Below are 23,261 nucleotides of genomic sequence, written 5' to 3'. Positions count from 1 at the left end.
TCGTCACATGGCCGGTATCAGACCTCTTGTGTCAGCACCTTCTCCAGCGACCCGAGAGCCGACCGGAGTTCCTCGCCGGTGATGGTCAGCGGAGGCGCGAGCCGGATGGTGGACCCGTGCGTGTCCTTGACCAGAACCCCCTCCCGCATGAGGCGTTCGCTGATCTCGCGGCCCGTACCGATGGCGGGGTCGATGTCCACGCCCGCCCACAGCCCGCGCGAACGGAAGCCGAGGACGCCCCGGCCCACGAGCGCCTGCAGGCCGCCCCTGAGGACCACGCCCAGCTCGGCGGCCCTGCGCTGGAATTCACCCGTCTCCAGCAGTTCCACCACCGCCGAGCCCACCGCGGCCGACAGCGGGTTGCCGCCGAACGTCGACCCGTGCTCGCCCGGCCGCAGCACCCCGAGCACGTCGCGGCGGGCGACCACGGCGGAGACCGGCACGATGCCGCCGCCGAGCGCCTTGCCGAGCAGCACCATGTCCGGGACGACGCCCTCGTGGTCGACGGCCAGCGTGCTGCCCGTCCGCCCGAGTCCCGACTGGATCTCGTCCGCGACGAACAGACACCCGGCGCGCCGGGTCAGCTCGCGTACGCCGGCCAGATAGCCGTCGTCCGGGATCACGACGCCCGCCTCGCCCTGGATGGGCTCGATGAGCACGGCCGCCGTCGTCTCGTCGACGGCCGCTTCGAGGGCGGCGAGGTCGTTGTACGGGACCACGCGGAAGCCCGGCGTGAAGGGGCCGAAGCCGGCGCGGGCGCTCTCGTCCGTGGAGAAGCTGACGATGGTGGTCGTCCGGCCGTGGAAGTTGTCGGCGGCCACCACGATCGTCGCCCGGTCGGCCGGGACGCCCTTCACCTCGTACGCCCACTTGCGGGCCACCTTGATGGCGCTCTCCACCGCTTCGGCGCCGGTGTTCATCGGCAGCACCATGTCCTGGCCCGTCAACGCGGCCAGCGACTCCGCGAACCGGGCGAGCTGGTCGTTGTGGAACGCGCGCGAGGTGAGGGTCAGCCGGTCGAGCTGGCGGTGCGCGGCCTCGACCAGGGCCGGGTGGCGGTGGCCGAAGTTGAGGGCCGAGTACCCGGCCAGCATGTCGAGGTAGCGGCGCCCTTCGACGTCCTCGACCCAGGTGCCCTCGGCGCGGGCCACGACCACGGGCAGCGGGTGGTAGTTGTGCGCCAGGACGGGAGCTTCGGCGCGGATGACGTCGTCGGAGGTACGCGTACGGGCGGGAGCGGTCATGAGCGGATCTCCTGAGTGCAGCACTTGATGCCGCCGCCGGCCTTGTGGAACTCCGACAGGTCGACGGGGACGGGAACGTAGCCGTGGCGCACGAGCCGGCCGGCGAGGGCCTCGGCCCGCGGTGAGATGAACACGTGATGGCCGTCGGAGACGGAGTTGAGGCCGAACGCCATCGCGTCCTCGTGGGTGGCGATCACCGCGTCCGGGAAGAGCCGGTCCAGCGCCTCGCGGCTGCCGGGCGAGAACGCCTCCGGGTAGTACGCGATGTTGGCCTCGTGGCCGCCGCTGCCGTCGTCGAGCACGAACAGCGCGGTGTCCAGGTGGTAGAAGCGCGGATCCACCAGCTGGAGGCTGATCACCGGGACGCCGAAGAACTCCTGCACCTCGCGATGGGCCTCGCGGGTGGTGCGGAAGCCGGTGCCGGCCAGCACGTACCGGCCCACCGGGACCAGGTCGCCCTCGCCCTCGCACACCGACTCGGGGCGGTGGACGTCGAATCCGGCCGCCTTGAACCACGTCTCGTACGCGGTGGACTCGGGGCGGCGCTGCGGGGCGTGGAAGAGCGAGCCGAAGACCCGGCCCGCGAGGACGAGCGCGGAGTTGGCGGCGAAGACCATGTCCGGTAGGTCGGTGACCGGCTCGACGGAGTCGACGCTGTGGCCGTGGGCGCGATAGGCGCTGATCAGCGCCTGCCACTGGCCGTGGGCGAGATCGACGTCCACCTGCGCGTCGGGATGCATCCAGGGATTGATCGCGTACTGCACGGCGAAGTGTCTGGGTTCGCAGACAAGAAAGCGCCGGGGGCGCGGCACACGGCTGTCGGGCACAGAGTGGCTCCTCCGCTTCCTGCGGTGTCGGGTGGGGTGTGCCTCCAAGGTAAGAAAAGGGGGAGACGTCCGACAAGCGACGAGAGCTGCGCGTGTGCGCAGGATTACTGCGTGATCGGAGAGGTCAACGCATGATTCCTGCGTCACCCGGGGCGGCGTGCGTCGCCCCCGCCTCCGGAGCCTCCGGCAGCAGATGGGACAGCACCATGTAGCTGACCGTCTTCCGGATGAACGGCTCGGTGCGGATCCGCTCCAGCACCTCCTCGAAGTGCTCCACATCGGTCGCCCGCACGTGCAGCAGCGCGTCCGCGCCACCGGTCACGGTCATCGCCGCCGTGATCTCCGGGTGGTTGCGGACCACCTCCGCGAGCCGCCGGGGCGGCGCGGCGCCCTCGCAGTACACCTCCACGTACGCCTCCGTACGCCAGCCGAGCGCCGTCGGCTTCACCGTGGCCGTGAAGCCCGTGATGACGCCGGTCTCGCGCAGCCGGTCGACCCGGCGTTTGACGGCCGTGGCCGACAGGCCGATCGTGGCGCCGATCTCCGCGAAACTGGTCCTGGCGTTCGCCATCAGCTCCGTGATGATCTTGCGGTCGAGGTCGTCGAACACGGCGGGCTTGCTGTTCATGGCGGCACTGTATCCAGCGAGCCGCCCCGGTCCGGCCCCGCGACGGCGTCCCCGGCCCGTGCCGCGGCGCCGTCCACGCCCCGCGCATGTCCAGACGTAGGAAATGCTCTTACACTCCACCTTCATGCTGCGCGCGCTCGCCGTCGACGACGAACAACCCTCCCTCGAGGAGCTCCTCTATCTGCTGAACGCCGATCCACGGGTCAGCAGTGCCGAGGGCGCGAGCGGTGCGACCGAGGCGCTGCGCCGGATCAACCGGGCGCTGGAATCGGGCCCCGGCGGCCCCGAGGCGATCGACGTCGTCTTCCTCGACATCCAGATGCCCGGGCTCGACGGCCTCGACATGGCCCGGCTGCTCACCGGGTTCGCGAAGCCGCCGCTCGTCGTGTTCGTCACCGCGCACGAGGGTTTCGCCGTCCAGGCCTTCGACCTCAAGGCCGTCGACTACGTACTGAAACCGGTACGCAGGGAGCGCCTCGCCGAGGCCGTGCGCCGGGCCGCCCAGCTCATGGACACCGCCCCGCTGATACCGGTGCACGAGCCCGACCCGGACCACATCTCCGTCGAACTCGGCGGCGTCACCCGCTTCGTGGCCGTCGAGGAGATCACCCACGTCGAGGCCCACGGCGACTACGCGCGCCTGCACACCGCCCAGGGCAACCATCTCGTCCGCATCCCGCTGTCCACCCTGGAGGACCGCTGGCGCTCCCGCGGTTTCGTGCGCATCCACCGGCGCCATCTCGTCGCGCTGCGCCACATCGACGAACTCCGGCTGGACGCGGGCACGGTGAGCGTCCTGATCGACTCCGTCGAACTCCAGGTCAGCCGTCGGCACACCCGCGAACTGCGTGATCTGCTGCTGCGCCGGACCACGAGCTGAGGAGGGCCGCGTGCCGCAGGATCCGACCGAACGCCGGGTGGTCGTCACCGGGGTGCCCCGGCGCACCCGCAGGACGTCCGGCTACTACCGCCCCAGGACCGAGATCGACGAACAGACCACCCTGGGCCACACCTACGTCCGCTCGCTGATGCACAGCCAGCTGCGGGCCGGCCTCACGGTGTTCGCCGTGCTGGTGCTGCTCGTCGGCCCGCTGCCCCTCGTCTTCGCCGCGATGCCCGACGGCGCGAGCCTGGAGTGGGCCGTCCTGGGCTTCTGTCTCTACCCGCCGCTGGTGCTGCTGGCCGCCTGGTACGTGCGCCGCGCGGAACGCAACGAGAAGGACTTCGTGCGGCTGGTGGAGGACCGGTGAGACACCTCGTGGGTGCCGGGGCGGGAGCCGCCCGGTGAACCAGACGTACGCCGTTCCCGCGGTCGCCCTGGTCGTCGTGGCGACCGTCCTGGTCGGCGCGTTCGGCCTGCGCATATCCCGGACCACCTCCGACTTCTACGTGGCCTCGCGCACGGTGGGCCCACGCCTCAACGCGGCCGCCATCAGCGGCGAGTACCTGTCCGCGGCCTCCTTCCTCGGCATCGCGGGCCTCGTCCTGGTCCAGGGCCCCGACATGCTCTGGTACCCCGTCGGCTACACCGCGGGCTACCTCGTGCTGCTCCTGTTCGTGGCCGCCCCGCTGCGCCGCTCCGGGGCCTATACGCTGCCCGACTTCGCGGAGGCCCGGCTGGCCTCGCAGGCGGTACGACGCCTGGCCGGCGCCTTCGTCGTGGGTGTCGGCTGGCTCTATCTGCTGCCGCAACTGCAAGGCGCGGGGCTGACCCTGGCCGTGCTGACCGACGCGCCCGACTGGTTCGGCGGGGTGCTCGTCGCGATCGTGGTGGTCGCCACGGTCGCCGCGGGGGGCATGCGCAGCATCACCTTCGTCCAGGCCTTCCAGTACTGGCTGAAGCTCACCGCCCTGCTGGTCCCCGCGCTGTTCCTGTTCCTGGCCTGGCAGGGCGACGGAGCGCCGCGCCACGCCTTCGACGAACCGGCCACCTTCCGCGAGCAGCGGGTCGTGCGCGTCGACGACACCCTCGACCTGAAACTCGCCGGCCCGCTGGGCGTCACGGCGACGGGCACGGTCGACGGCCGGCGCTACACGCAGGAGCACGTACGGCTCCCGGCCGGCGTCCACCACATCGGGCGCGGCACCCGGCTGACCTTCGCCGCGGGCGACCCGGTCCCGGTGGCCGACCGCCGCAGCACCGGCGGGATGTCGACCTCCCTGGCCGAGGGCCGCGAGGAGCGCCCGCTCTACGCCACCTACGGGCTGATCCTCGCCACCTTCCTCGGCACGATGGGCCTCCCGCACGTCGTCGTCCGCTTCTACACCAGCCCGCACGGGGTCGCCGCCCGCCGCACCACCGTCGCGGTACTCGGTCTGATCGGCGCCTTCTACCTCCTGCCGCCGGTGTACGGGGCACTGGGCCGGCTGTACGCCCCCGAGCTCACCCTCAGCGGGGACGCGGACGCGGCCGTACTGCTGCTGCCGGACCGGATGATCGGCGGGCTCGGGGCGGATCTGCTCGGCGCGCTGGTGGCGGGCGGGGCGTTCGCCGCGTTCCTGTCCACGGCGTCCGGGCTGACCATGGCGGTGGCCGGGGTGCTCACGCAGGACGTGCTGCCCTCGCGCGGGGTACGGCACTTCCGACTGGGCACCGCGCTCGCGATGGCCGTGCCGCTGGCCGCCAGCATGCTGGTGGGCGGACTGCCCGTCGCCGACGCCGTGGGACTCGCCTTCGCCGTGTCCGCGTCCTCGTTCTGCCCGCTGCTGGTCCTCGGGATCTGGTGGCGTCGGCTGACCCCGCCCGGAGCCGCGGCCGGGATGCTGGTCGGCGGCGGCGCGGCCTTCGTCGCGGTCGCCGCGACGATGGCCGGATACCCCGGCACCGGTACCGGCACCCTGCACGCGCTGCTCGCCTGGCCGGCCCTGTGGTCCGTGCCGCTCGGCTTCCTCACCATGACGCTGGTGTCCCTGGCCACCCCGGGCCGGGTGCCGCCGGGGACGGCGGCGATCCTGGCACGGTTCCATCTGCCGGAAGAACTGTCCGAGGGGCAGCGGCGCGCGGCCGTGCACCCGAAGGAGGTCGAGGCATGACGGGCGTTCCGTGGCGAGGGGCTGCCGTGGGCGGACGGCGGGCGACGGCCGGACCCGGCCCACGGCAGGCACCGGGAGAGGCGAGGGCATGAGCGGATTCCTCGCCGGACTGTGCGTCGCCGTACTGCCGTTGCTGGCCGCCGGCTTCTGGCTCGGCCGGCGCACCGCGCGGCCCGAGACCCTCGGCGGCCTCGGCACCCCCGTCGAACACGCCACCTTCGAGACCCTGCACACCGCCTCGCTCGCGGCACCTCCGCTGCGCGCGGGACTCACCGGGGAGACGGCGCGGAAGTCGGCGCGTCGGCTGCGCACCCTGCTCGGCACGGACGCGCTCTGCCTCACCGACCAGGAGACGGTGCTCGCCTGGGACGGAGTGGGGGAGCACCATCGCGCCGAGATCATGGGGCGGCTCGCCGGGCCGCTGGAGACCGGCCGTGGCGAGGCCTTCCGGCTGACGTGCGACACACCGGACTGCGCACTGCGGTGGGCCGTCGTCGCCCCGCTCACGGTCGACGACCGGGTGCACGGAGCGCTCGTTGCCTGCGCGCCCCGCGAGTCCGCCGTCCTCGTGCGGGCTGCCGGCGAGGTCGCCCGCTGGGTCTCGGTCCAGCTGGAACTCGCCGACCTCGACCAGTCCCGTACCCGCCTGATCGAGGCGGAGATCAAGGCCCTGCGCGCCCAGATATCCCCGCACTTCATCTTCAACTCGCTGGCCGTCATCGCCTCGTTCGTGCGCACCGACCCGGAGCGGGCCCGCGAACTGCTCCTGGAATTCGCCGACTTCACCCGCTACTCGTTCCGCCGGCACGGCGACTTCACCACCCTCGCCGACGAACTGCACGCCATCGACCACTACTTGGCGCTGGTACGGGCCCGGTTCGGCGACCGGCTCTCGGTCACCCTGCAGATCGCCCCCGAAGTCCTGCCCGTCGCGCTGCCCTTCCTCTGTCTCCAGCCGCTGGTGGAGAACGCCGTGAAGCACGGTCTGGAGGGCAGGACCGACAAGAGTCACATCAGCATCACCGCGCAGGACGCCGGGGCCGAGGCGCTGGTCGTCATCGAGGACGACGGCGCCGGAATGGACCCCGGCCTGCTGCGCCGCATCCTGTCCGGGGAGGTCAGCCCGTCGGGCGGGATCGGGCTCTCGAACGTCGACGAACGGCTGCGCCAGGTGTACGGGGACGACCACGGCCTCGTCATCGAGACCGCGGTGGGGGCGGGCATGAAGATCACGGCCCGGCTGCCGAAGTACCAGCCGGGGGTGCACTCGGCGGGACGGCTCCCCCGGGAGTGACCCCGGGGCAGCCGGTTTTCGCTGTCAGGTGCTGCGGGTAGCCACCATTCCCAGAGTGATCAGACCAAGCACGACCCAGCCGAACCACAGCCAGCCATTGCTTCCGAGCGCCACCGTGTAGGCCGTCACCACGACGAGCCCACCTACGGTGAGCACCCCCATGGTCTTCGTAGAACCGGGCATCGCAACACCCTCCTCATGGTCCGTCTCTCTCCATGGTGCCCCGGTTCTGCTTCCGAGCGGTGCACACGGCGAAATGAGTACCGGAGTTCCCTGGTCCGCGGCGCGTCCACGATCCCGCTCAGCAGCGGGTTTCAGCGGCCTGTGAACGGCTCAGCGGCCGCGTGCGTCGAGGGCGGCCAGATAGGCGTTGTACGCCGCGAGCTCCTTGTCGCCGTCGCGGTCCGCGGCCCGGTCGGTGCGGCGGGCCTGCCGCTGCTCGGAGCCGTACCACTGGAAGAGCAGGGCGAGGAGCACCAGCACGGAGGGGATCTCGCTGAAGGCCCAGGCGATGCCGCCCGCGGCGTTCTGGTCGGCGAGCGCGTCGATGCCGAGCGAGGCGGGCGGGTTCTTGTACGTCTGCACCATCGGCTCCGACGCCATCATCAGCGCGATCCCGAAGAAGGCGTGGAAGGGCATGCCGGCGAACAGCTCCAGCATCCGCAGCAGATAGCCGGGCCGGTGCGGGCCCGGGTCCACGCCCATGATCGGCCAGAAGAAGACCAGGCCGACGGCGAGGAAGTGGCACATCATCGCGGCGTGCCCGGTCCTGGAGCCCATCAGGAAGTCGAAGATCGGCGAGAAGTACAGCGCGTACAGGCTGGCGATGAACAGCGGGATGGTGAACGCGGGGTGCGTGACGATCCGCATGAACCGGCTGTGCAGGAACATCAGCAGCAGCTCACGCGGCCCCTTCCGCCCCCGGGTGCGGGCCACCGGCAGCGCACGCAGCGCCAGCGTGATCGGCGCCCCCAGCAGGATCAGGATCGGCGACAGCATGCTGATCACCATGTGCTGCACCATGTGCACGCTGAACATGACCATGCCGTAGTCGTTCAGCCTGGTGCACATGACCAGCATCACGGTCAGGACGCCGATCACGAAGGAGACGGCCCGGCCGGCCGACCACTTGTCACCGCGCCGTGCCAGCCGCACCACACCCCAGCCGTACAGACCGAGTCCGACCAGGCAGGCGACGAGGAAGAACGGGTCCGGAGACCACTCGAGCCCTCGTCCCAGCGTGAACGGCGGCAGATCCATGGTCATGCCGTGCCCGCTGTGATCCATCCGCCGGCTCCTGATTCGTACGGGTTGTGCGCTGTCTGTCCGCACCAGAGTAGAACCGCCCCCGGTCACTGTTTCGACCGGGGGCGGTACAACGCGCCCGGTGAGGGGCGCGGGGCGGGTGACAGGTGCGGCTACGCCGCGTGGGCGCGACTCACCACGACGAACCGGCGGTCGTGCACCCTCAGAGCACGCACTCGGCTTCGGCGTACCGCTCGTCCGGAACGGTCTTCAGGGTCTCCACGGCCTGGGCCAGCGGCACCATCACGATGTCGGTCCCCTGGAGCGCGGTCATATGGCCGAACTCCCCGCGGTGCACCGCCTCCACGGCGTGCCATCCGAAGCGTGTGGCGAGCACGCGGTCGTACGCGGTCGGGGTGCCGCCACGCTGGACGTGCCCGAGGATCACCGGCCGCGCCTCCTTGCCGAGCCGCTCCTCCAGTTCGAGCGAGAGCTGCCGGGCGATTCCCGCGAACCGCTCGTGCCCGTAGACGTCCTTGCCGCCCTCGTCGAACGCCATCGAGCCCTCGCGGGGCTTCGCGCCCTCCGCGGCGACCACGATCGCGAACCGCTTGCCGGCGGCGAAGCGTTCGCCGACCTTCGCGGCCAACTCCTCGATGTCGAAGGGGCGTTCCGGTACGACGATGGCGTGGGCGCCGGCCGCCATTCCGGAGTGCAGGGCGATCCAGCCGGTGTGGCGGCCCATGACCTCCACGATCAGCACGCGCTGGTGGGACTCCGCGGTCGTCTTCAGCCGGTCCAGGGCCTCGGTCGCGACGCCGACGGCCGTGTCGAAGCCGAAGGTCACGTCCGTGACGGCGATGTCGTTGTCGATGGTCTTGGGCACACCGACGATGGGCAGACCGTTGTCCGACAGGAGGCGGGCCGCCTTGAGCGTGCCCTCGCCGCCGATCGGGATGATCGCGTCGAGGCCGAGCTCCGCGAGATGGCCCCGGGCGCGCTCGACGCCGTCACGCAGATGCGCCGGCTGGACCCGGGAGGAGCCGAGCACCGTGCCGCCGCGCGCCAGGATGCCGCTCACCGCGTCGAGGTCGAGCTTGACGTAGTCGCACTCCAGCAGGCCCTTCCAGCCGTCGCGGAAGCCGATGACCTCGTCGCCGTGGTCCACGACGGCGCGATGCACGACGGACCGGATGACGGCGTTCAGACCGGGGCAGTCGCCGCCGGACGTGAGGACACCAATGCGCATAGCCCGAAATACCTTCTCAACATGGGCCGGGGACCGGACCACGTTGTCCGGCGAGGATCCCCGCCACCCTACCGGCGGAGGGGGGCGGGGCCGCACGGGGCGTCCGCCTGCTGGACGCCCCCGCACACGTGAGCGGAAGCACGGTCAGACGGGCCCCGTACCCGGTGGCCCGGGGGCAGCGGCCGAAGCGCTTCCCGACCAGGTCAGGCGGGCTGCTGCGCCGCCGCGATGCGCTCGGAGCGCAGCGCCTCGTACCAGCGGTCGTCGATCGGCGGCAGCGCGTTCACGTCCAGGGCGAGCTTCAGCAGCAGGTCCGCGATCTGCGGATTGCGGGCCAGGACGGGACCGTGCATGTACGTGCCGAAGACGGTGTCGTTGTACGCGCCCTCCGTGCCGTCGCCCGTGCCGTTGCCCTTGCCCAGCCGCACGTTGGCGAACGGTCGGGCGGTCGGGCCGAGGTGGGTGATGCCCTGGTGGTTCTCGAAACCGGTCAGCGGGGGCAGGCCCAGGCGCGCGTCGATGTCGCCGAGCACGTCGCCGACGCACCGCTCGCCCTCGCCGCGCGTGGAGATCACGTCGAGCAGGCCGAGGCCCGGCTCGCGCTGACCGAGGTCGTTGATGAACTCGTGGCCGAGGATCTGGTAGCCGGCGCAGACCGAGAAGACGATCGCGCCGTTGCCGACCGCCCGGTGCAGTCCGCCGTCGCGGCGCAGCCGCTCGGCCGCGAGCCGCTGCGGCCGGTCCTCGCCGCCGCCGATCAGATAGATGTCGCCGGAGGTGGGGATGGGCTGGTCGCTGCGCACGTCGAGCCGGGCGACGTCGAGGCCGCGCTGGCGGGCCCGGCGCTCCACGACGAGGGCGTTGCCCTGGTCGCCGTAGGTGCTCAGCAGGTCCGGGTAGATCCACACCAGACGCAGGCTGTTGTCACTCATCGATGATCGTCCTCTGAGTCCTTGGTGGTCAGTTGCCGACACGGCGGCGCAGGTCCTGGAACGCGGTGTAGTTGGCGATGACCTCGATCCGTCCCGGCGGTGCCTGCTGGACGGCCTGGTCGAGGTTGTCGCAGACCTGGAAGGACTGGTTCGCGACCTCCAGGCGCACGGCGAGGTCCAGCTTGCGGTCGCCGACGACGAAGATCGGGTGGCCGGTCAGCCGCGTGTAGTCGACGTCCCAGAGCCAGGAGGTGTCGGTGCCGTCGGCACCGCGCGCGTTCACGGAGAGGATCACCGGCGTCGGCGGCGGGTCGATCAGCGAGAACGTCTCCAGCCAGCCGGCCGGGTTCTTGGCGAGCAGCAGCCGCAGGTCGCGCTGCAGGAACTGCACCACGTCATAGCGGCCGGCGACCGCCTGCACCTGGTACATGCGTTCCAGGGCGACCTGCGGCGGCACGCCGAAGACGGCGGCGACGGCGGCCGAGGAGGCTGCGTTCGCCTTGTTGGCGCGGCCGGGCAGCTGGAGGTGGATCGGCCAGCTGGATCCGTGCGGGTCGAGGACGTAGTCGCCGGACAGCGCCCAGCTGGGCGTCGGCCGGCGGAAGCCGCACTCGCCGCAGAACCAGTCGTCGCCGGGGCGCTGCATCACACCGCCGCAGGACGGGCAGGACCAGGCGTCGTCCTTCCACATCTGGCCGGCGGCCACCCACACCACGTTCGGTGAGGAGGACGCGGCCCACACGACCAGCGGGTCGTCGGCGTTGGCGATCACGACGGCCTTGGATCCGGCCAGCCCCTCGCGCCAGTGCTCGGCGAGCATGCGGGTCTCGGCCGCGCGGTCGAGCTGGTCGCGGGAGAGGTTGAGGAGCGCGATGCACTTGGGGTCGGTGTCGCGCGCGACACCGGCCAGGTACTTCTCGTCGACCTCGATGACCGCGAACTTGGCGTCCGAGCCGCCGGCCAGGGCCGAGGTGATGCCCGCGGGCATGTTGGCGCCCAGCGCGTTCGAGACCACCACGCCCGCGGCGCGCAGCGCCTCCGCGATGAGTCGTGTGGTCGTGGTCTTGCCGTTGGTGGCCGACACCAGGATCACGTCCAGGTGTGTGGCGAGCCGGGCCAGCAGATCGGGGTCGAGCCTGAGTGCCACCCGGCCGCCGATCACCGATCCGCTGCCGCGTCCGGCGGCACGCGAGACGGCGGCTGCCGCCTTGCCCGCCGTCACGGCCAGCTTGGCCCGCGGCGTCAGCGGGTCCGAGTTGCCTGACATCGTTCTCGATCCTCCTTGCGTACGCGCCGCGCCTCTGCCCCCGGCACCGTGTGGGCCTCAGCCTATCGAGATCCACTCACGTGCCCGAATCGCGGCACCACCACGGTGCCCGCGCGACGTTCGCGCGCTCATGAGGACCGTACCCTTGCCGCCATGCGACAAGGCTCCATCCCGGGCACCCGGGGACGCGTCCGGCCCATCAGCCTGCTCGGCGACCCCGTACTGCACGCGCCGTGCACGGAGGTCACCGACTTCGGTCCCCAACTGGCCCGTCTCGTCGAGGACATGTTCGCGACGATGTACGCCGCCCAGGGCGTCGGCTTCGCCGCGAACCAGATCGGGGAACCGCTGAGGGTCTTCGTCTACGACTGCCCGGACGACGAGGACGTTCGCCATCGGGGACATGTGGTGAACCCACGGCTCGTGGAAGCGGACGGTGTGGTGCTGCGCGGCCCGGAGGGCTGTCTGTCGCTGCCGGGTCTGGAGGCGGGCACCGAGCGGTACGACCACGCGGTCGTCGAGGGCTTCACGGTGACCGACGAGCCGGTCACCGTGCACGGCACGGGCTGGTTCGCCCGGTGCCTGCAACACGAATGCGACCACCTCGAGGGCGGGTTGTACGTGGACCGGCTGAGCGGCCGGCGCCACCGCCGGGTCATGCGGCAGGCGGCGCGGGCGCCTTGGGGCCGCTGAGCCCCGGATCCCGTACGCCCGCCCGGTCGTGTCCCGGTGGTGCGCCCGCACCGGAGTCAGAAGCCCGGGCCGCCCACCTTGTCGCCGGCCGCGGCCAGCCGCCCCCACAGCAGGTCCGCGAGGCTGCGCACCAACTCGGCGCGTGAGCACGGGCGTTCGCCCAGCCACCAGTCGCCGGCCGCGTGCATCATGCCGACGATGCCGTGCCCCCACACCCGTGCGAGCTGCTGGCTGCCCGGGCCGAGGTCGACGCGTTCCTCGATGACCTCGGCGAGCTCCTCGCCCATGCGCCGCAGCAGGGGAGCGGAGTGCTTGCCGACGTCGAATCCGTGGTCGCCCGACGAGGCGCCCTCCGCCGGATGCATCAGGAACCGGTACACCTGCGGGCGGGCCTCGATGGCCGCCAGATAGGTGTCGAGGGTGGCCTCGACGCGCTCACGTCGTTCGGCGGGCGCGTCCAGGGCCGCCCGCAGCGAAGCGAGGAGCGCATCGGTGTGCCGGGTGGCGAGCGCGGCGTAGAGTCCGCCCTTGTCGCCGAAGTGGCGGTAGAGGATCGGTTTGGTGATGCCGGCCTCCGCGGCGATGGCGTTCATCGACGCGCCTGGTCCGTCGCGGAGCACCACCCGGTCGGCGGCCTCCAGCAGCTCGCGCCGGCGGCGGTCGGCGGACCTCTGCTGGTCGGTCCGCTGTGTGGTCTCCATGTGTTCTCCCCACCCGTGCTGAATCGGTGACGCCTGCGCAAACTAACACTCACCGGCACCCTGGTATCGAACGGGCTGCCGAGCGGGGCCCGGGAGTTGACTTTTCCTACCCGCCGGTAACACACTCCTGTTACCGCAAGTAACACGCGAATGCAGCGCTGGAGGGGTCATGGCCGAGTTCACCATGGAACTCAACGACGAACAGAAGGAGGTCCGGGACTGGCTCCACGGTTTCGCCGCCGATGTGATCCGCCCCGCGGCCTCCGAATGGGACGAGCGTGAAGAGACGCCGTGGCCGGTCATCCAGGAGGCCGCCAAGGTCGGCATCTACTCCCTGGACTTCTACGCCCAGCAGTACTTCGACCCCACCGGCCTCGGCATCCCGATGGCCATGGAGGAGCTGTTCTGGGGCGACGCGGGCATCGCCCTGTCGATCGTCGGCACCGGCCTCGCCGCGGTGGGCGTCCTCGCCAACGGCACCGAGGAGCAGATCGGCACCTGGATCCCCCAGATGTACGGCGATGCCAACGACGTCAAGGTCGCCGCCTTCTGCTCCTCCGAGCCCGACGCCGGCTCCGACGTCGCCTCCATGCGCACCCGTGCCGTCTACGACGAGGCCAAGGACGAGTGGGTCCTCAACGGCACCAAGACCTGGGCGACCAACGGCGGCATCGCCAACGTCCACGTCGTCGTCGCGGTCGTCGACTCCGGACTGGGCTCCAAGGGCCACGCCTCGTTCATCGTGCCGCCGAACACGCCGGGCCTGTCCCAGGGCCAGAAGTTCAAGAAGCACGGCATCCGCGCCTCGCACACCGCCGAGGTCGTCCTGGAGAACGTGCGGATCCCCGGCTCCTGCCTCCTCGGCGGCAAGGAGAAGCTCGACGAGCGTCTCGCCCGGGCCCGCGAGCGCGCCAAGGCGGGCGGCGAGCGGGTGAAGAACGCGGCGATGGCCACCTTCGAGGCGTCCCGCCCGGCCGTCGGCGCCATGGCGGTCGGCACCGCCCGGGCCGCGTACGAGGTGGCCCTCGACTACGCGAAGACCCGCGAGCAGTTCGGCCGGCCGATCATCGACAACCAGGGCGTGGCCTTCCAGCTCGCCGACATGCGCACGTCGATCGACGCGGCGCGGCTGCTGGTGTGGCGCGCCTCCTGGATGGCGATCAACGGCAGGCCGTTCACCGCGGCCGAGGGCTCCATGTCGAAGCTGTTCGCCAGCGAGACGGCGAAGAAGGTCACCGCGCAGGCGATCCAGATCCTCGGCGGCAACGGTTACACCCGGGAGTACCCGGTGGAGCGGATGCACCGGGATGCGGCCATTTACACGATCTTCGAGGGGACGAGCGAGGTGCAGCGGCTGGTGATCGCGCGGACGCTGTCCGGGATGCCCATCCGCTAGAGGCGGGCTGCGAACCGGCTGTGGCTGGTCGCGCAGTTCTCCCGCACTCCTCGGAGAGGCGCTCCGGCTAGCGGTGTTTCAAGGGTGTGAGCTGCTCGATGTCGTAGCGCGCGCGCAGCGCCTCGATCGCCGCGTGGTCGGGCGGGCCGCCGTTGCCGAGGATCTCCAGCAGTTCCTCGAAGTAGCGCTCGTGGTCGGGCGGCGGTGACGCCTGGAAGAACATCTTCGCGGGCGTCTCGGTGGGGTTCGAGAAGGCGTGCGGGCACCCCGGGGGCACCACGATGACCGTGCCCGGGGTGGCCCGTACGACCTGGCTGCCCGAGGGCGACCGCCACTTCTGCCAGTGGTCCGGGGTCCGCACGCGCGGCTCGAAGGCGAGCACGTCCAACTCGCCCTCGAGCACGTAGAACAGCTCCTCGCTGCGGGTGTGCACATGCGCGCCCACGTCGAAGCCCGGCGGCACCACCACCTCGAAGGTGGACGCCATCCGCGAGTGCGTGCCGGTCACCTTGAAGGTCACGTGCTGGGCGGGCGTCTGCACGACCCGGCCGTGACCCGGCGGCACCAGCAGGCCTTCGGACGCGGTCATCGGCCGTTCACCACGTCACGGGCAGGGCCTCGGGGCCGCGGATCAGCGCGCCCTTCCTGAACGGCACCCGGTCCGGCGGCACCGCGAGCTTCAGCGCTGGCACCCGCTCCAGCAGGGCGTCGACCATCAGCTCCGACTCCAGCCGGGCCAGCATCCCGCCGACGCAGTAGTGCGGTCCGAACCCGAAGGACACGTGCGGGTTCGGGCTGCGGGAGAAGTCGATCCGCTCCGGGTCGGGGAAGACGGAGGGGTCGCGGTTGGCGGCCAGATACGACACGTACACCGCGTCGCCCTGCCGGATCCGTACGCCGCTGACGTCCACGTCCTCCATCGCGATCCGCGACAGGCCCACGGCGCTGCGGTGCGGGATGTAGCGCAGCAGTTCGTCGATGGCCTGCGGGCGGATCGCCGGGTCGGCGCGGAGCTGTTCCCACAGGGCGGGGCGGGTCAGCAGGATGAAGAACATCTGCCCGCTGTTGTTGGTGACCGCCTCGCCGCCGATCTGGATGAGCACGGCGAGACCCACGGCCTCGTCCATGGTCAGCTCGGCCCGGCCCACCGCGGCGCCGAGCAGCGAGGTGACGTCCTCGCCGTCGCTGCCCTTCCGGTCGCCGATGAGCTGCGTGAAGTAGGCGCTCATCTCGTTCTTGGCCCGCTCGCTGACGTCGGCTCCGTGCGAGGAGGACAGGATCAGCTGGGTCCAGGTGTGCATGCTCTGCCGGTCGGCGGCCGGGACGCCCATCAGCTCGCAGATGACGGCGATGGGGAAGGGGCTCAGGATCGCCTCGGTGAGATCCGCCGGGGGCCCGTCCTGGAGCAGCTCGTCGACCAGCTCGTCGAGCATGCGGCGGGCGCTGTCGCGCAGCCGCTCCACACCGCGCGCGGTGAAGGCGGCGGCCACGGAGCGACGCAGCCTGGTGTGATCGGGCGGGTCGGCGAAGCCGACCGCGCCCGCCGCCGGGATGAAGTGCGGGGCGAGCCGGGTGACCTGCCGCCCCATGACCGCCTCACGGCTGAAGCGGGCGTCGTTGGTCACCATGCGCACGTCGTCGTAGCGCGTGACCAGCCAGGCCCAGCCCTCGCCGTTGGGCAGCTGGATCCGGGTGACCGGGCCCTCGCGCATCAGCTCGGTGAGGACCGGGTCGAAGTCCACCCCGGTCAGGTCGAGGGCGGGCCAGTGCCGGACGGGGGGCAGCGGCTGAGTGATCGTCTTCTCGGTCATTCCGGTCACGTCGTCTCGTTGGTCGAGTTGGTCCAGCTGCCCAGCGCCATCTCCGCGGTGATACCGGGGCCGAAGCCCGCCAGCAGTCCGCGCGCGGCGTGCTCGGCGCCGCCCTCGTCGAAGAGCCGGCGCAGCGCGTCCAGGACGACGGCGCTGGCGATGTTTCCGTACTCGGTGAGGGTGGCCCGGCTGAACCGGAAGGCGTCCGGCGGGACTTCGAGGAACTTGCTGAGGTCGTCGAGGATCCTGGGTCCGCCCGCGTGGATGATGTAGAAGTCCAGGTTGGAGGCGTCCCAGCCGTGCTGACGCGCGAGGTCGTGCAGGGCGGGAGCGAGCGGCTCCATGGTGCCGGGCACCCGCTTGTCCAGCAGGAAGTGGAAACCGGTGGCCCGGACGTCGTACATGATCCATTCCTCGGTCTTGGGGATCAGGTACGAGCCGTTGCGTTCCAGCTGGATGCCGGTGCCGCCCCGGCCGCGGACCACCGCGGCCGCTATGCCGTCGCCGAACAGGCCGTTGCACAGCAGGGAGCCGACGCCGAGGTCGGTGGGCTGGTAGCACAGCGAGCAGAACTCGCAGGCCACGATGAGCGCGTTGGCCTCGGGGTAGGCCGTGCAGAAGTCGTGCGCCCGGTTGATCGCGGCCCCTCCGGCGGCACAGCCCAGCTGGGCTATGGGTATCTGCCGGGTGTCGCTGCTGAAGTCCATCGAGTTGATCAGCCAGGCCGTGAGCGACGGCATCATGAAGCCGGTGCACGAGACGTAGATGATCACGTCGATGTCGGTGGTGAGCAGCTCGGCGTCGTCCAGCGCCCGCTGTACGACGGCGGGGACACGGGCCTTCGCCTCGCTCGCGTAGACCTTGTTCCGGTCTTCGAAGCCGGGGTGTTTGAGCGTCTCTTCGATCGGCTGGACGATGTGCCGGGTGCGGACCCCGGTGTTCTCGATCAGCCGGAGTGCCAGCGGCAGTTGGGGGTGGCCCGCATGACGGGAGGCCGCCAGTTCGAGCGTCTCCTCCATCGTGATCACGTGCTCTGGGACGGACACCGAGGGTCTGCACAAAGTCGCCATGAGGAAGCGCCTACTTTCGCCTTCCGGGGAACTCTGTGTCCCCCGGCGGAAGGGTGGTTCACCACGGAGGGGTGGTTCTCCCACGATCACCCGGCAGCGCGGGGATATCGCGCCGGACTACTCCAGACCGGCGAATTTCGCGGACGTGGCAATCTGGTCGAAGGGACCTCGAAAGAGCCGATCCGAAGGAGTCAGCGATGGCGCGCACGGCCGGAGAACTGCTGGACAGCACCACCGGGAAGCTCGCCCCGGACCCTCATGCCAACCGGCTCGTCCCGCTGATCGCCCGGGGCGCCGCCCAGCGGTCCACGCTCGCCGCGCTCGCTCTGGAACAGCGCCATGTGATCGCCGCGGACCGCCGGGCGTTCGGCCATCTGGCCGTACGGTCGGCGGCCGCCCCGCACAGCGCCGCCTTCTTCGAAATGCTCGCCGAGGGTGAGGCCTTGGCCCAGGATCGACTCGGGGCGTATGCCGCCGCGTGCGGGGCGGACGAGGTGCGGGCCGCCGGATACGAGCCGCTCGGCGACTGCCAGACGTACCCCGCGTACGTGGCGTGGCTGGCCCTCAACGGCGCGCCGGCCGACGTGGTGCTCGCGCTGAGCGCCAACTTCGCGGCGTGGGGCGGCTATTGCGCGACGATCGCCGGGGCGCTGCGCGGCCACTACGGCTTCGACGACGAGGCCTGCGGATTCTTCGACTTCTTCGCCGAGCCCGCGCCCGAGCTGGCACAGCGGGCCCTGGCCGCCGTCGAGGAGGGCCTGGAGGCCGGGCGGGTCGACGAGGACGAGGTTCATCGGTACGGCCGGCTGCTGCAGGGCTACGAGGCCAGGTTCTGGCACGCGCTGTGGGAGCTCGACCAGCGGCAGGGCTGACGCGGAGCCGGGCGCCGGCCGCGTGCCGAGGGGCCGGCCCGTGTCATGAGGGGTCGGCCCGCGTGCCGGGGGCCGGCCCGTGGCACGAGCGACAGCGGCGGATGGCCGGCCCCGCGCAATCCCGGAGCCGGCCGACCCGCCGTCAGTCGACGGTCGTCCCGCTGCTGTGGGCGATGCAGGCCACGTCGATACGGTCGGCGAGCTTGGCGAGTTCGATCGTGAGCGTCGCCACCGTGTCCTCGTCGAGCCCGTCCTGACCGGCCTCCACCAGATGCAGCCAGCGGCCGCCCACCGTGCGCAGCAGTTTGCTGACGTCGGCGGCCGACACCTGCAACGTGCCGCGGTCGTCGACGATCAGAGGGAGGGTCACTTCGCGGTTCACAGGGGGGATCGTAGCCGTCGGACGCTCACGCTCCGTGCCACACCGTGGTGATGTTGCAGAACTCGCGGATTCCGTGCCCCGACAGTTCACGCCCGTACCCGGACCGCTTGATCCCGCCGAACGGGAAGGCTGGGTGGGAGGCCGTCATCCCATTGAAGTACACGCCGCCCGCCTCCAGATCCCGGACGAACCGGTCCACCTCGGTCTCGTCCCGCGTCCAGACGTTCGAACTCAGACCGAAGGGCGTGTCGTTGGCGAGGGCGACGGCTTCGTCCAGGTCGGCGGCGCGGTAGAGGGTCGCGACGGGACCGAAGGTCTCCTCCAGGTGGATGCGCATCTCGGGGGTGATGTCGGTGAGGACGGTCGGGGCGTAGAACCAGCCGGCCCCGTCGGGGCGCTCGGCGCCGCAGAGGACCGTGGCGCCGTTCTCGACCGCGTCGTCGACGAGTTCCTCCAGGTCACTGCGGCCCTGTTCGCTGGAGAGCGGCCCGACCTCGGTCTCCTCGTCCAGCGGGTCGCCCACCTTCAGGGCCTTCATCCCGGCCGCGAAGCGCTCGGCGAAGGCGTCGAACACGTCGGTGTGCACGATGAACCGCTTGGCGGCGATGCACGACTGGCCGTTGTTCTGCACCCGGGCCGTCACCGCGGTCTTCGCGGCGCGGTCGATGTCGGCGGACGGCATGACCACGTACGGGTCGCTGCCGCCCAGCTCCAGGACCGTCTTCTTGATCTCGTCCCCGGCGACGGCGGCGACCGCGCGGCCGGCCGGCTCACTCCCGGTGAGCGTGGCCGCCTTGACCCGTGGGTCGCGCAGGATGTCCTCGACCGCGCCCGAGCCGACCAGCAGCGTCTGGAAGCACCCGTCGGGGAAGCCCGCCCGGCGGAACAGCTCCTCCAGGTAGAGGGCGGTCTGCGGGACGTTCGAGGCGTGCTTGAGCAGGCCCACGTTGCCCGCCATGAGCGCGGGCGCGGCGAACCGGATCACCTGCCAGAGCGGGAAGTTCCACGGCATGACGGCCAGCACCGGACCGAGCGGGCGGTAGCGCACGATCACCCGGGAGGCGCCGGAGTCCCGGGCGTAGGACTCGCCGGGCTCCTCGTCGGCGAGCAGCTCCTCGGCGTGGTCGGCGTACCAGCGCATCGCCTTGGCGCACTTCGCGGCCTCGGCACGGGCCTGCTTGACCGGCTTGCCCATCTCGGTGGTCATCACCTGGGCGATGTCCGTCTGGTCCTCGTCGAGCAGGTCGGCGGCCCGGTGCAGCAGCCGGGCGCGCTCCGCGAAGGCGGTGGTGCGATAGGTGCGGAACGCGGATTCGGCGGTGGCGAGCCTGCGTTCGATCTCCTCGGCGCCCAGGGCGTCGTACGTCTTGAGTGTCTCGCCGTTCGCCGGGTTCACCGTCGCGATGGGCATGGCCGACCTCCTGAAAGCGGGCTGTCTTTCGACCCTCCCGCGCGGCGCGGTACGGCGCAACGCGGAGGGCCCTTTCAGCGAGCCGGTGCCGGGTCCGGACGACGTCGGCTCCCTCGGGGGCCGCCGTGACCGTCCGGGCACCGGCTCTCTCCGAGCCGCCGCCACGGTTCGGACGACGGCTCTCACTCCGAGTGCTCCACGAGGCGGTCGAGAAACGCCGCCTGCGCCGGCACGATCACGGCGCGCGCCCGGTCCAGGTCCAGCCACTCCACCCGGTCGAGCTCCGGGAACTCCTGGAACCGCCCCGACCTGGGCGGCCACTCCATCGTGAAGGTGCCCGGGACCATCCTCGCCGGATCGAGGTCGGCCTCGATCGCCCAGGCCGTGACGATCTTGCCGTTGGTCTGCCGGACCTCGCCGAGCGGGACGGCCTCGCCCTCGGGCGGCGCCAGGCCCAGCTCCTCCTGGAACTCGCGACGCGCGGCGTCCCAGGCCGCCTCGTCGGGTTCGTACTCGCCCTTCGGCACGCTCCACGCCCCCGCGTCCCGCCGCGCGAAGAACGGGCCGCCCATGTGACCGAGCAGCACCTGGAGGGGGCCGGGGACCCCGTCGCCGCCGTCGGTGCGCCGGAACAGCAGGAGTCCCGCGCTGCGCTTAGCGCTCACGGCCGCACCTCCGGGTGCGCGGCCAGCAGCGTCCCGACCGTGTCGGCCTCGGCCGGCGTCTTGTCCTCGCGGTAGCGCACCACGCGGGCGAAACGCAGCGTCACGCCGGCCGGATAGCGGGTGGACCTCTGCAGACCGTCGTAGGCGATCTCGACGACGAGTTCGGGCCGTACGGTGACCACGTGGCCGTTGTCCTCGACGGCCAGCTCCTGCAGCCGCTCCGTCTGCCAGGTCAGCACGGCGTCCGTCATTCCCTTGAACGTCTTGCCCAGCATCGTGAACGACCCGTCCTCGTTCCGCGCCCCCAGATGCAGGTTGGACAGCTTGCCGGTGCGCCGGCCGTGGCCCCACTCCGCGGCCAGCACCACGAGGTCGAGCGTGTGCACGGGTTTGACCTTGAGCCAGGAGGCGCCGCGCCGGCCCGCGCTGTAGGGGGCGTCCAGGCCCTTGACCACGACGCCCTCGTGACCGCGGGCCAGCGTGTCCGCGAGGAACGTCTCGGCCGCCGGGGCGTCGTCCGGACCCGACACGAGGGTGCGCCGCACCCGCATCGGCTCCGGCACCAGCCGGGCCAGCTCCGCGTGCCGCTCGGTGAACGGCAGATCCAGCAGGTCCTGCCCGTCGACGGACAGCGCGTCGAAGAAGACGGGGGAGACCGGCACCGCGGCGGCGGCCGTGGCCACGTCCACCCGCGACCCCACGCGTCCGGCGATCTCCTGGAAGGACCGCGGTCGGCCGTCCTCGCCGAGCGCGATGACCTCGCCGTCCAGGATGAACCGCTCGCCCTTCAACTCCAGTGCCGCAGTGGTCAGTTCGGGCAGCCGGTCGGTGATGTCGTCGAGGGTACGGGTGTAGATCCGCACGGTGTCGCCGTCGCGGTGCACCTGGACGCGGATGCCGTCGAGCTTCTCCTCGACGGCACACGCGCCCAGCTTGCCGACGGCTTCGGTCACGGAACCGGCCGTGTGGGCCAGCATGGGCAGCACCGGGCGGCCGACGGTGAGCCGGAACGCGTCCAGCGCCGCCGGACCCTCCGCGAGCAGCGCCTGCGCCACGGTCTGCAGCGACCCGGCGAGCATCACCGCCCGCCGTACGTCCGCGGAGGGCGCCCCGGTCGCCTGCGCCAGGCCCTCGACGGCGACCGCATCCAGCGCGCCCTGCCGTACCTCACCGGTCAGCAGGCCGAACAGGAACCGCTGTTCCTCGGCGGTGCAGGCCGCCATCAGCTCGCCCATCAGCTGCTTGCGCCGGCCCTGCGAGCCGGTGCCGGTGACCGTGCCGACCTCGGTGAGGCGGGCGTCGACCTCCCGCACGGTGAGTGAGGGTTCCGGCGCGGGCGGGACCGGTTGGCTGAGCAGCTTCCAGCCGATGCCGAGCCGCCCCTGGGGCAGACGGCCGGCGAGGTACGGGATGACGATCGGCACGTCGTCCGCGTCGGCGTCCCGGAACAGCTCGGCGAGCAGAGCGATCTTCCGGGACCGCGCCGAGGTGGCGGCGACCTCCTGGGACACGTGGGCGAGCCGGCTCAGCAGCATGCAGCCATGGTGCAACGGAGCCGGCCGCTCTACACCCGCACGGCCGCGTCGAGGTCCGCGAGGAGCAGTTCGCCGTTGAGCGTGGCGGCGGCCCGGTAGCCACCGCCGGCTGCGTTCACGACCTGCTCGGCGAAGCCGACCGCATTGCCCGCGGCCCAGACGCCGGGCACGGTCGTCAGGCCCGTCCGGTCGACCACGGGATAGGTGCCGAACGGTGTCTCGCTCAGCTCGGCCCCCAGCCGCTCGAAGAGACCGGTGCGCGGGACGGCGCGGGGCGCGACGAACAGCACCGAGCGGTCGTGGGTGGAGCCGTCCGCCAGCCGTACCCCGGTGAGCCGGTCGTCGGCGACCACGAGCCCCGCGACCTCGCCGGGGACGACGCGCACACCGGCCGCCGCCAGCCTGCGCAGCTCCTCGTCCGGGATCTCCTCCTCGGCGACGGAGTGCAGGAAGAACGTGACGTCCTTGGACCACTGGGTGACGATGAGCGCCTGGTGGACGCTGAGCACACTCGTCGCCAGCACCCCGAAGGCCTCGTCGCGCACCTCCCAGCCGTGGCAGTACGGGCAGTGCAGGACATCCCGCCCGAAGCGCTCGGCGACCCCCGGCACCGAGGGCAGCTCGTCCGCGAGACCGGTGGCGATGACCAGCCGGCGGGCGTGCACGGTGCGCCCGCCGGCGAGCGTCACGTCGAACTCCCCCTGCTCGTCCCGCGTCACGTCCACCGCACGGTCCCGGACCAGCTCGACCCCGTACCGCTCGATCTCCCGCCGCCCCTCGGCGAGGAACTCGGCGGGCCGCATGCCGTCCCGGGTCAGATAGCCCTGCAGGTGCCCGGCGGGCGCGTTGCGCGGCTCGCCCGCGTCGACGACGAGCGTGTGGCGTCGCGCCCGTCCGAGGACCAGTGCCGCCGACAGTCCGGCCGCGCCGCCGCCGACGACCACTGCTTCGTACCTCTCGGTCATGGTGACCACCTCCACGGACACCGTCGCGCGAAGACTGCCGG

Annotated in this window: 24 protein-coding genes; 7 read left to right on the top strand and 17 right to left on the bottom strand. The window is 71.5% G+C overall.

The genetic code is table 11. The features are described from left to right. Positions 1-17: 17 nt before the first annotated feature. The 3 genes from rocD to ACFWM2_RS10775 form a co-directional block, all read right to left on the bottom strand. The gene (gene rocD, locus ACFWM2_RS10785) at positions 18-1,244 is read right to left on the bottom strand and encodes an ornithine--oxo-acid transaminase (protein WP_383276026.1); all 1,227 of its coding nucleotides are present in this window, start codon (positions 1,242-1,244) and stop codon (positions 18-20) included. Beyond that, positions 1,241-2,071: a dimethylargininase gene (gene ddaH, locus ACFWM2_RS10780; RefSeq protein WP_383276023.1), complete on the bottom strand. Its 831-nt coding sequence runs from the start codon at positions 2,069-2,071 to the stop codon at positions 1,241-1,243. Before ddaH ends, rocD begins: the two co-directional genes overlap by 4 nt. A 124-nt stretch (positions 2,072-2,195) precedes the next feature. After that, positions 2,196-2,699: an Lrp/AsnC family transcriptional regulator gene (locus ACFWM2_RS10775; protein ID WP_383276021.1), complete on the bottom strand. Its 504-nt coding sequence runs from the start codon at positions 2,697-2,699 to the stop codon at positions 2,196-2,198. A 124-nt stretch (positions 2,700-2,823) separates the two neighbouring features. On the opposite strand from ACFWM2_RS10775, the gene ACFWM2_RS10770 reads away from it, so the two are divergent. From ACFWM2_RS10770 to ACFWM2_RS10755, 4 genes are all read left to right on the top strand, one after another. Then, a complete protein-coding gene (locus ACFWM2_RS10770) occupies positions 2,824-3,579 on the top strand; it encodes a LytR/AlgR family response regulator transcription factor (protein WP_383276512.1) in 756 nt (251 codons plus the stop codon). A 10-nt stretch (positions 3,580-3,589) separates the two neighbouring features. Further along, on the top strand, positions 3,590-3,949 hold the full coding sequence (locus ACFWM2_RS10765) for a hypothetical protein (RefSeq protein ID WP_383276018.1): 360 nt from the start codon (positions 3,590-3,592) through the stop codon (positions 3,947-3,949). A 34-nt stretch (positions 3,950-3,983) separates the two neighbouring features. After that, positions 3,984-5,732 (top strand): cation acetate symporter, encoded by a 1,749-nt coding sequence (locus tag ACFWM2_RS10760; RefSeq protein WP_383276015.1) that lies wholly within the window; start codon positions 3,984-3,986, stop codon positions 5,730-5,732. Between the two features lie 88 nt (positions 5,733-5,820). After that, positions 5,821-7,026: a histidine kinase gene (locus ACFWM2_RS10755; RefSeq protein WP_383276012.1), complete on the top strand. Its 1,206-nt coding sequence runs from the start codon at positions 5,821-5,823 to the stop codon at positions 7,024-7,026. Between the two features lie 24 nt (positions 7,027-7,050). Here the strand turns inward: ACFWM2_RS10755 and ACFWM2_RS10750 are convergent, their stop codons facing one another. The 5 genes from ACFWM2_RS10750 to ACFWM2_RS10730 form a co-directional block, all read right to left on the bottom strand. Then, positions 7,051-7,209, bottom strand: coding sequence for a hypothetical protein (locus ACFWM2_RS10750; protein WP_383276009.1), 159 nt, complete (start codon positions 7,207-7,209; stop codon positions 7,051-7,053). A gap of 150 nt (positions 7,210-7,359) precedes the next feature. Continuing rightward, entirely contained in the window at positions 7,360-8,313 is a 954-nt protein-coding gene (locus ACFWM2_RS10745) for a cytochrome c oxidase assembly protein (protein ID WP_383276006.1), read from the bottom strand. 181 nt (positions 8,314-8,494) lie between these two features. Continuing rightward, the gene (locus ACFWM2_RS10740) at positions 8,495-9,520 is read right to left on the bottom strand and encodes a 6-phosphofructokinase (RefSeq protein ID WP_383276003.1); all 1,026 of its coding nucleotides are present in this window, start codon (positions 9,518-9,520) and stop codon (positions 8,495-8,497) included. Between the two features lie 203 nt (positions 9,521-9,723). Next, positions 9,724-10,452 carry a type 1 glutamine amidotransferase gene (locus tag ACFWM2_RS10735; RefSeq protein WP_383276000.1) on the bottom strand — a complete coding sequence of 243 codons (729 nt, stop codon included), beginning with the start codon at positions 10,450-10,452 and terminating at the stop codon, positions 9,724-9,726. A gap of 28 nt (positions 10,453-10,480) precedes the next feature. Then, entirely contained in the window at positions 10,481-11,719 is a 1,239-nt protein-coding gene (locus tag ACFWM2_RS10730) for a MurT ligase domain-containing protein (RefSeq protein ID WP_383275997.1), read from the bottom strand. Between the two features lie 153 nt (positions 11,720-11,872). On the opposite strand from ACFWM2_RS10730, the gene def reads away from it, so the two are divergent. Continuing rightward, the gene (gene def / locus ACFWM2_RS10725) at positions 11,873-12,412 is read left to right on the top strand and encodes a peptide deformylase (RefSeq protein ID WP_383275994.1); all 540 of its coding nucleotides are present in this window, start codon (positions 11,873-11,875) and stop codon (positions 12,410-12,412) included. A 56-nt stretch (positions 12,413-12,468) separates the two neighbouring features. Here def and ACFWM2_RS10720 read toward each other — a convergent pair whose 3' ends face one another. Beyond that, on the bottom strand, positions 12,469-13,113 hold the full coding sequence (locus ACFWM2_RS10720) for a TetR family transcriptional regulator (RefSeq protein WP_383275991.1): 645 nt from the start codon (positions 13,111-13,113) through the stop codon (positions 12,469-12,471). Positions 13,114-13,282: 169 nt separating this feature from the next. Here ACFWM2_RS10720 and ACFWM2_RS10715 point away from each other — a divergent pair, with 169 nt between their 5' ends. Beyond that, complete coding sequence (locus ACFWM2_RS10715; RefSeq protein WP_383275988.1) at positions 13,283-14,509, top strand: acyl-CoA dehydrogenase family protein; 1,227 nt, start codon at positions 13,283-13,285, stop codon at positions 14,507-14,509. Positions 14,510-14,576: 67 nt separating this feature from the next. Here the strand turns inward: ACFWM2_RS10715 and ACFWM2_RS10710 are convergent, their stop codons facing one another. The 3 genes from ACFWM2_RS10710 to ACFWM2_RS10700 are packed head-to-tail and all read right to left on the bottom strand — an operon-like array spanning position 14,577 to position 17,390. After that, positions 14,577-15,098: a cupin domain-containing protein gene (locus ACFWM2_RS10710; protein ID WP_383275985.1), complete on the bottom strand. Its 522-nt coding sequence runs from the start codon at positions 15,096-15,098 to the stop codon at positions 14,577-14,579. A gap of 7 nt (positions 15,099-15,105) precedes the next feature. Beyond that, the gene (locus ACFWM2_RS10705; RefSeq protein WP_383276509.1) at positions 15,106-16,320 is read right to left on the bottom strand and encodes a cytochrome P450; all 1,215 of its coding nucleotides are present in this window, start codon (positions 16,318-16,320) and stop codon (positions 15,106-15,108) included. A gap of 5 nt (positions 16,321-16,325) precedes the next feature. Next, complete coding sequence (locus ACFWM2_RS10700) at positions 16,326-17,390, bottom strand: type III polyketide synthase (RefSeq protein WP_383275982.1); 1,065 nt, start codon at positions 17,388-17,390, stop codon at positions 16,326-16,328. A 197-nt stretch (positions 17,391-17,587) separates the two neighbouring features. Here ACFWM2_RS10700 and ACFWM2_RS10695 point away from each other — a divergent pair, with 197 nt between their 5' ends. After that, positions 17,588-18,262, top strand: coding sequence for a transcriptional regulator (locus tag ACFWM2_RS10695; protein ID WP_383275979.1), 675 nt, complete (start codon positions 17,588-17,590; stop codon positions 18,260-18,262). A 142-nt stretch (positions 18,263-18,404) separates the two neighbouring features. Here ACFWM2_RS10695 and ACFWM2_RS10690 read toward each other — a convergent pair whose 3' ends face one another. From ACFWM2_RS10690 to ACFWM2_RS10670, 5 genes are all read right to left on the bottom strand, one after another. After that, positions 18,405-18,644, bottom strand: coding sequence for a DUF6213 family protein (locus ACFWM2_RS10690; protein WP_383275976.1), 240 nt, complete (start codon positions 18,642-18,644; stop codon positions 18,405-18,407). Between the two features lie 25 nt (positions 18,645-18,669). Beyond that, on the bottom strand, positions 18,670-20,055 hold the full coding sequence (locus ACFWM2_RS10685; protein ID WP_383275973.1) for an NADP-dependent succinic semialdehyde dehydrogenase: 1,386 nt from the start codon (positions 20,053-20,055) through the stop codon (positions 18,670-18,672). Between the two features lie 182 nt (positions 20,056-20,237). Next, complete coding sequence (locus tag ACFWM2_RS10680) at positions 20,238-20,720, bottom strand: NUDIX domain-containing protein (protein WP_383275970.1); 483 nt, start codon at positions 20,718-20,720, stop codon at positions 20,238-20,240. Beyond that, the gene (locus ACFWM2_RS10675) at positions 20,717-22,255 is read right to left on the bottom strand and encodes an ATP-dependent DNA ligase (RefSeq protein WP_383275967.1); all 1,539 of its coding nucleotides are present in this window, start codon (positions 22,253-22,255) and stop codon (positions 20,717-20,719) included. Before ACFWM2_RS10675 ends, ACFWM2_RS10680 begins: the two co-directional genes overlap by 4 nt. Positions 22,256-22,284: 29 nt before the next feature. Continuing rightward, a complete protein-coding gene (locus ACFWM2_RS10670; protein WP_383275964.1) occupies positions 22,285-23,220 on the bottom strand; it encodes an NAD(P)/FAD-dependent oxidoreductase in 936 nt (311 codons plus the stop codon). Between the last annotated feature and the right edge of the window lie 41 nt (positions 23,221-23,261).

Source organism: Streptomyces sp. NPDC058371 (assembly GCF_042723265.1).
In the GTDB taxonomy this organism is placed as follows: Bacteria; Actinomycetota; Actinomycetes; order Streptomycetales; family Streptomycetaceae; genus Streptomyces.
This window is presented reverse-complemented; position numbering and strand designations above follow the sequence as displayed.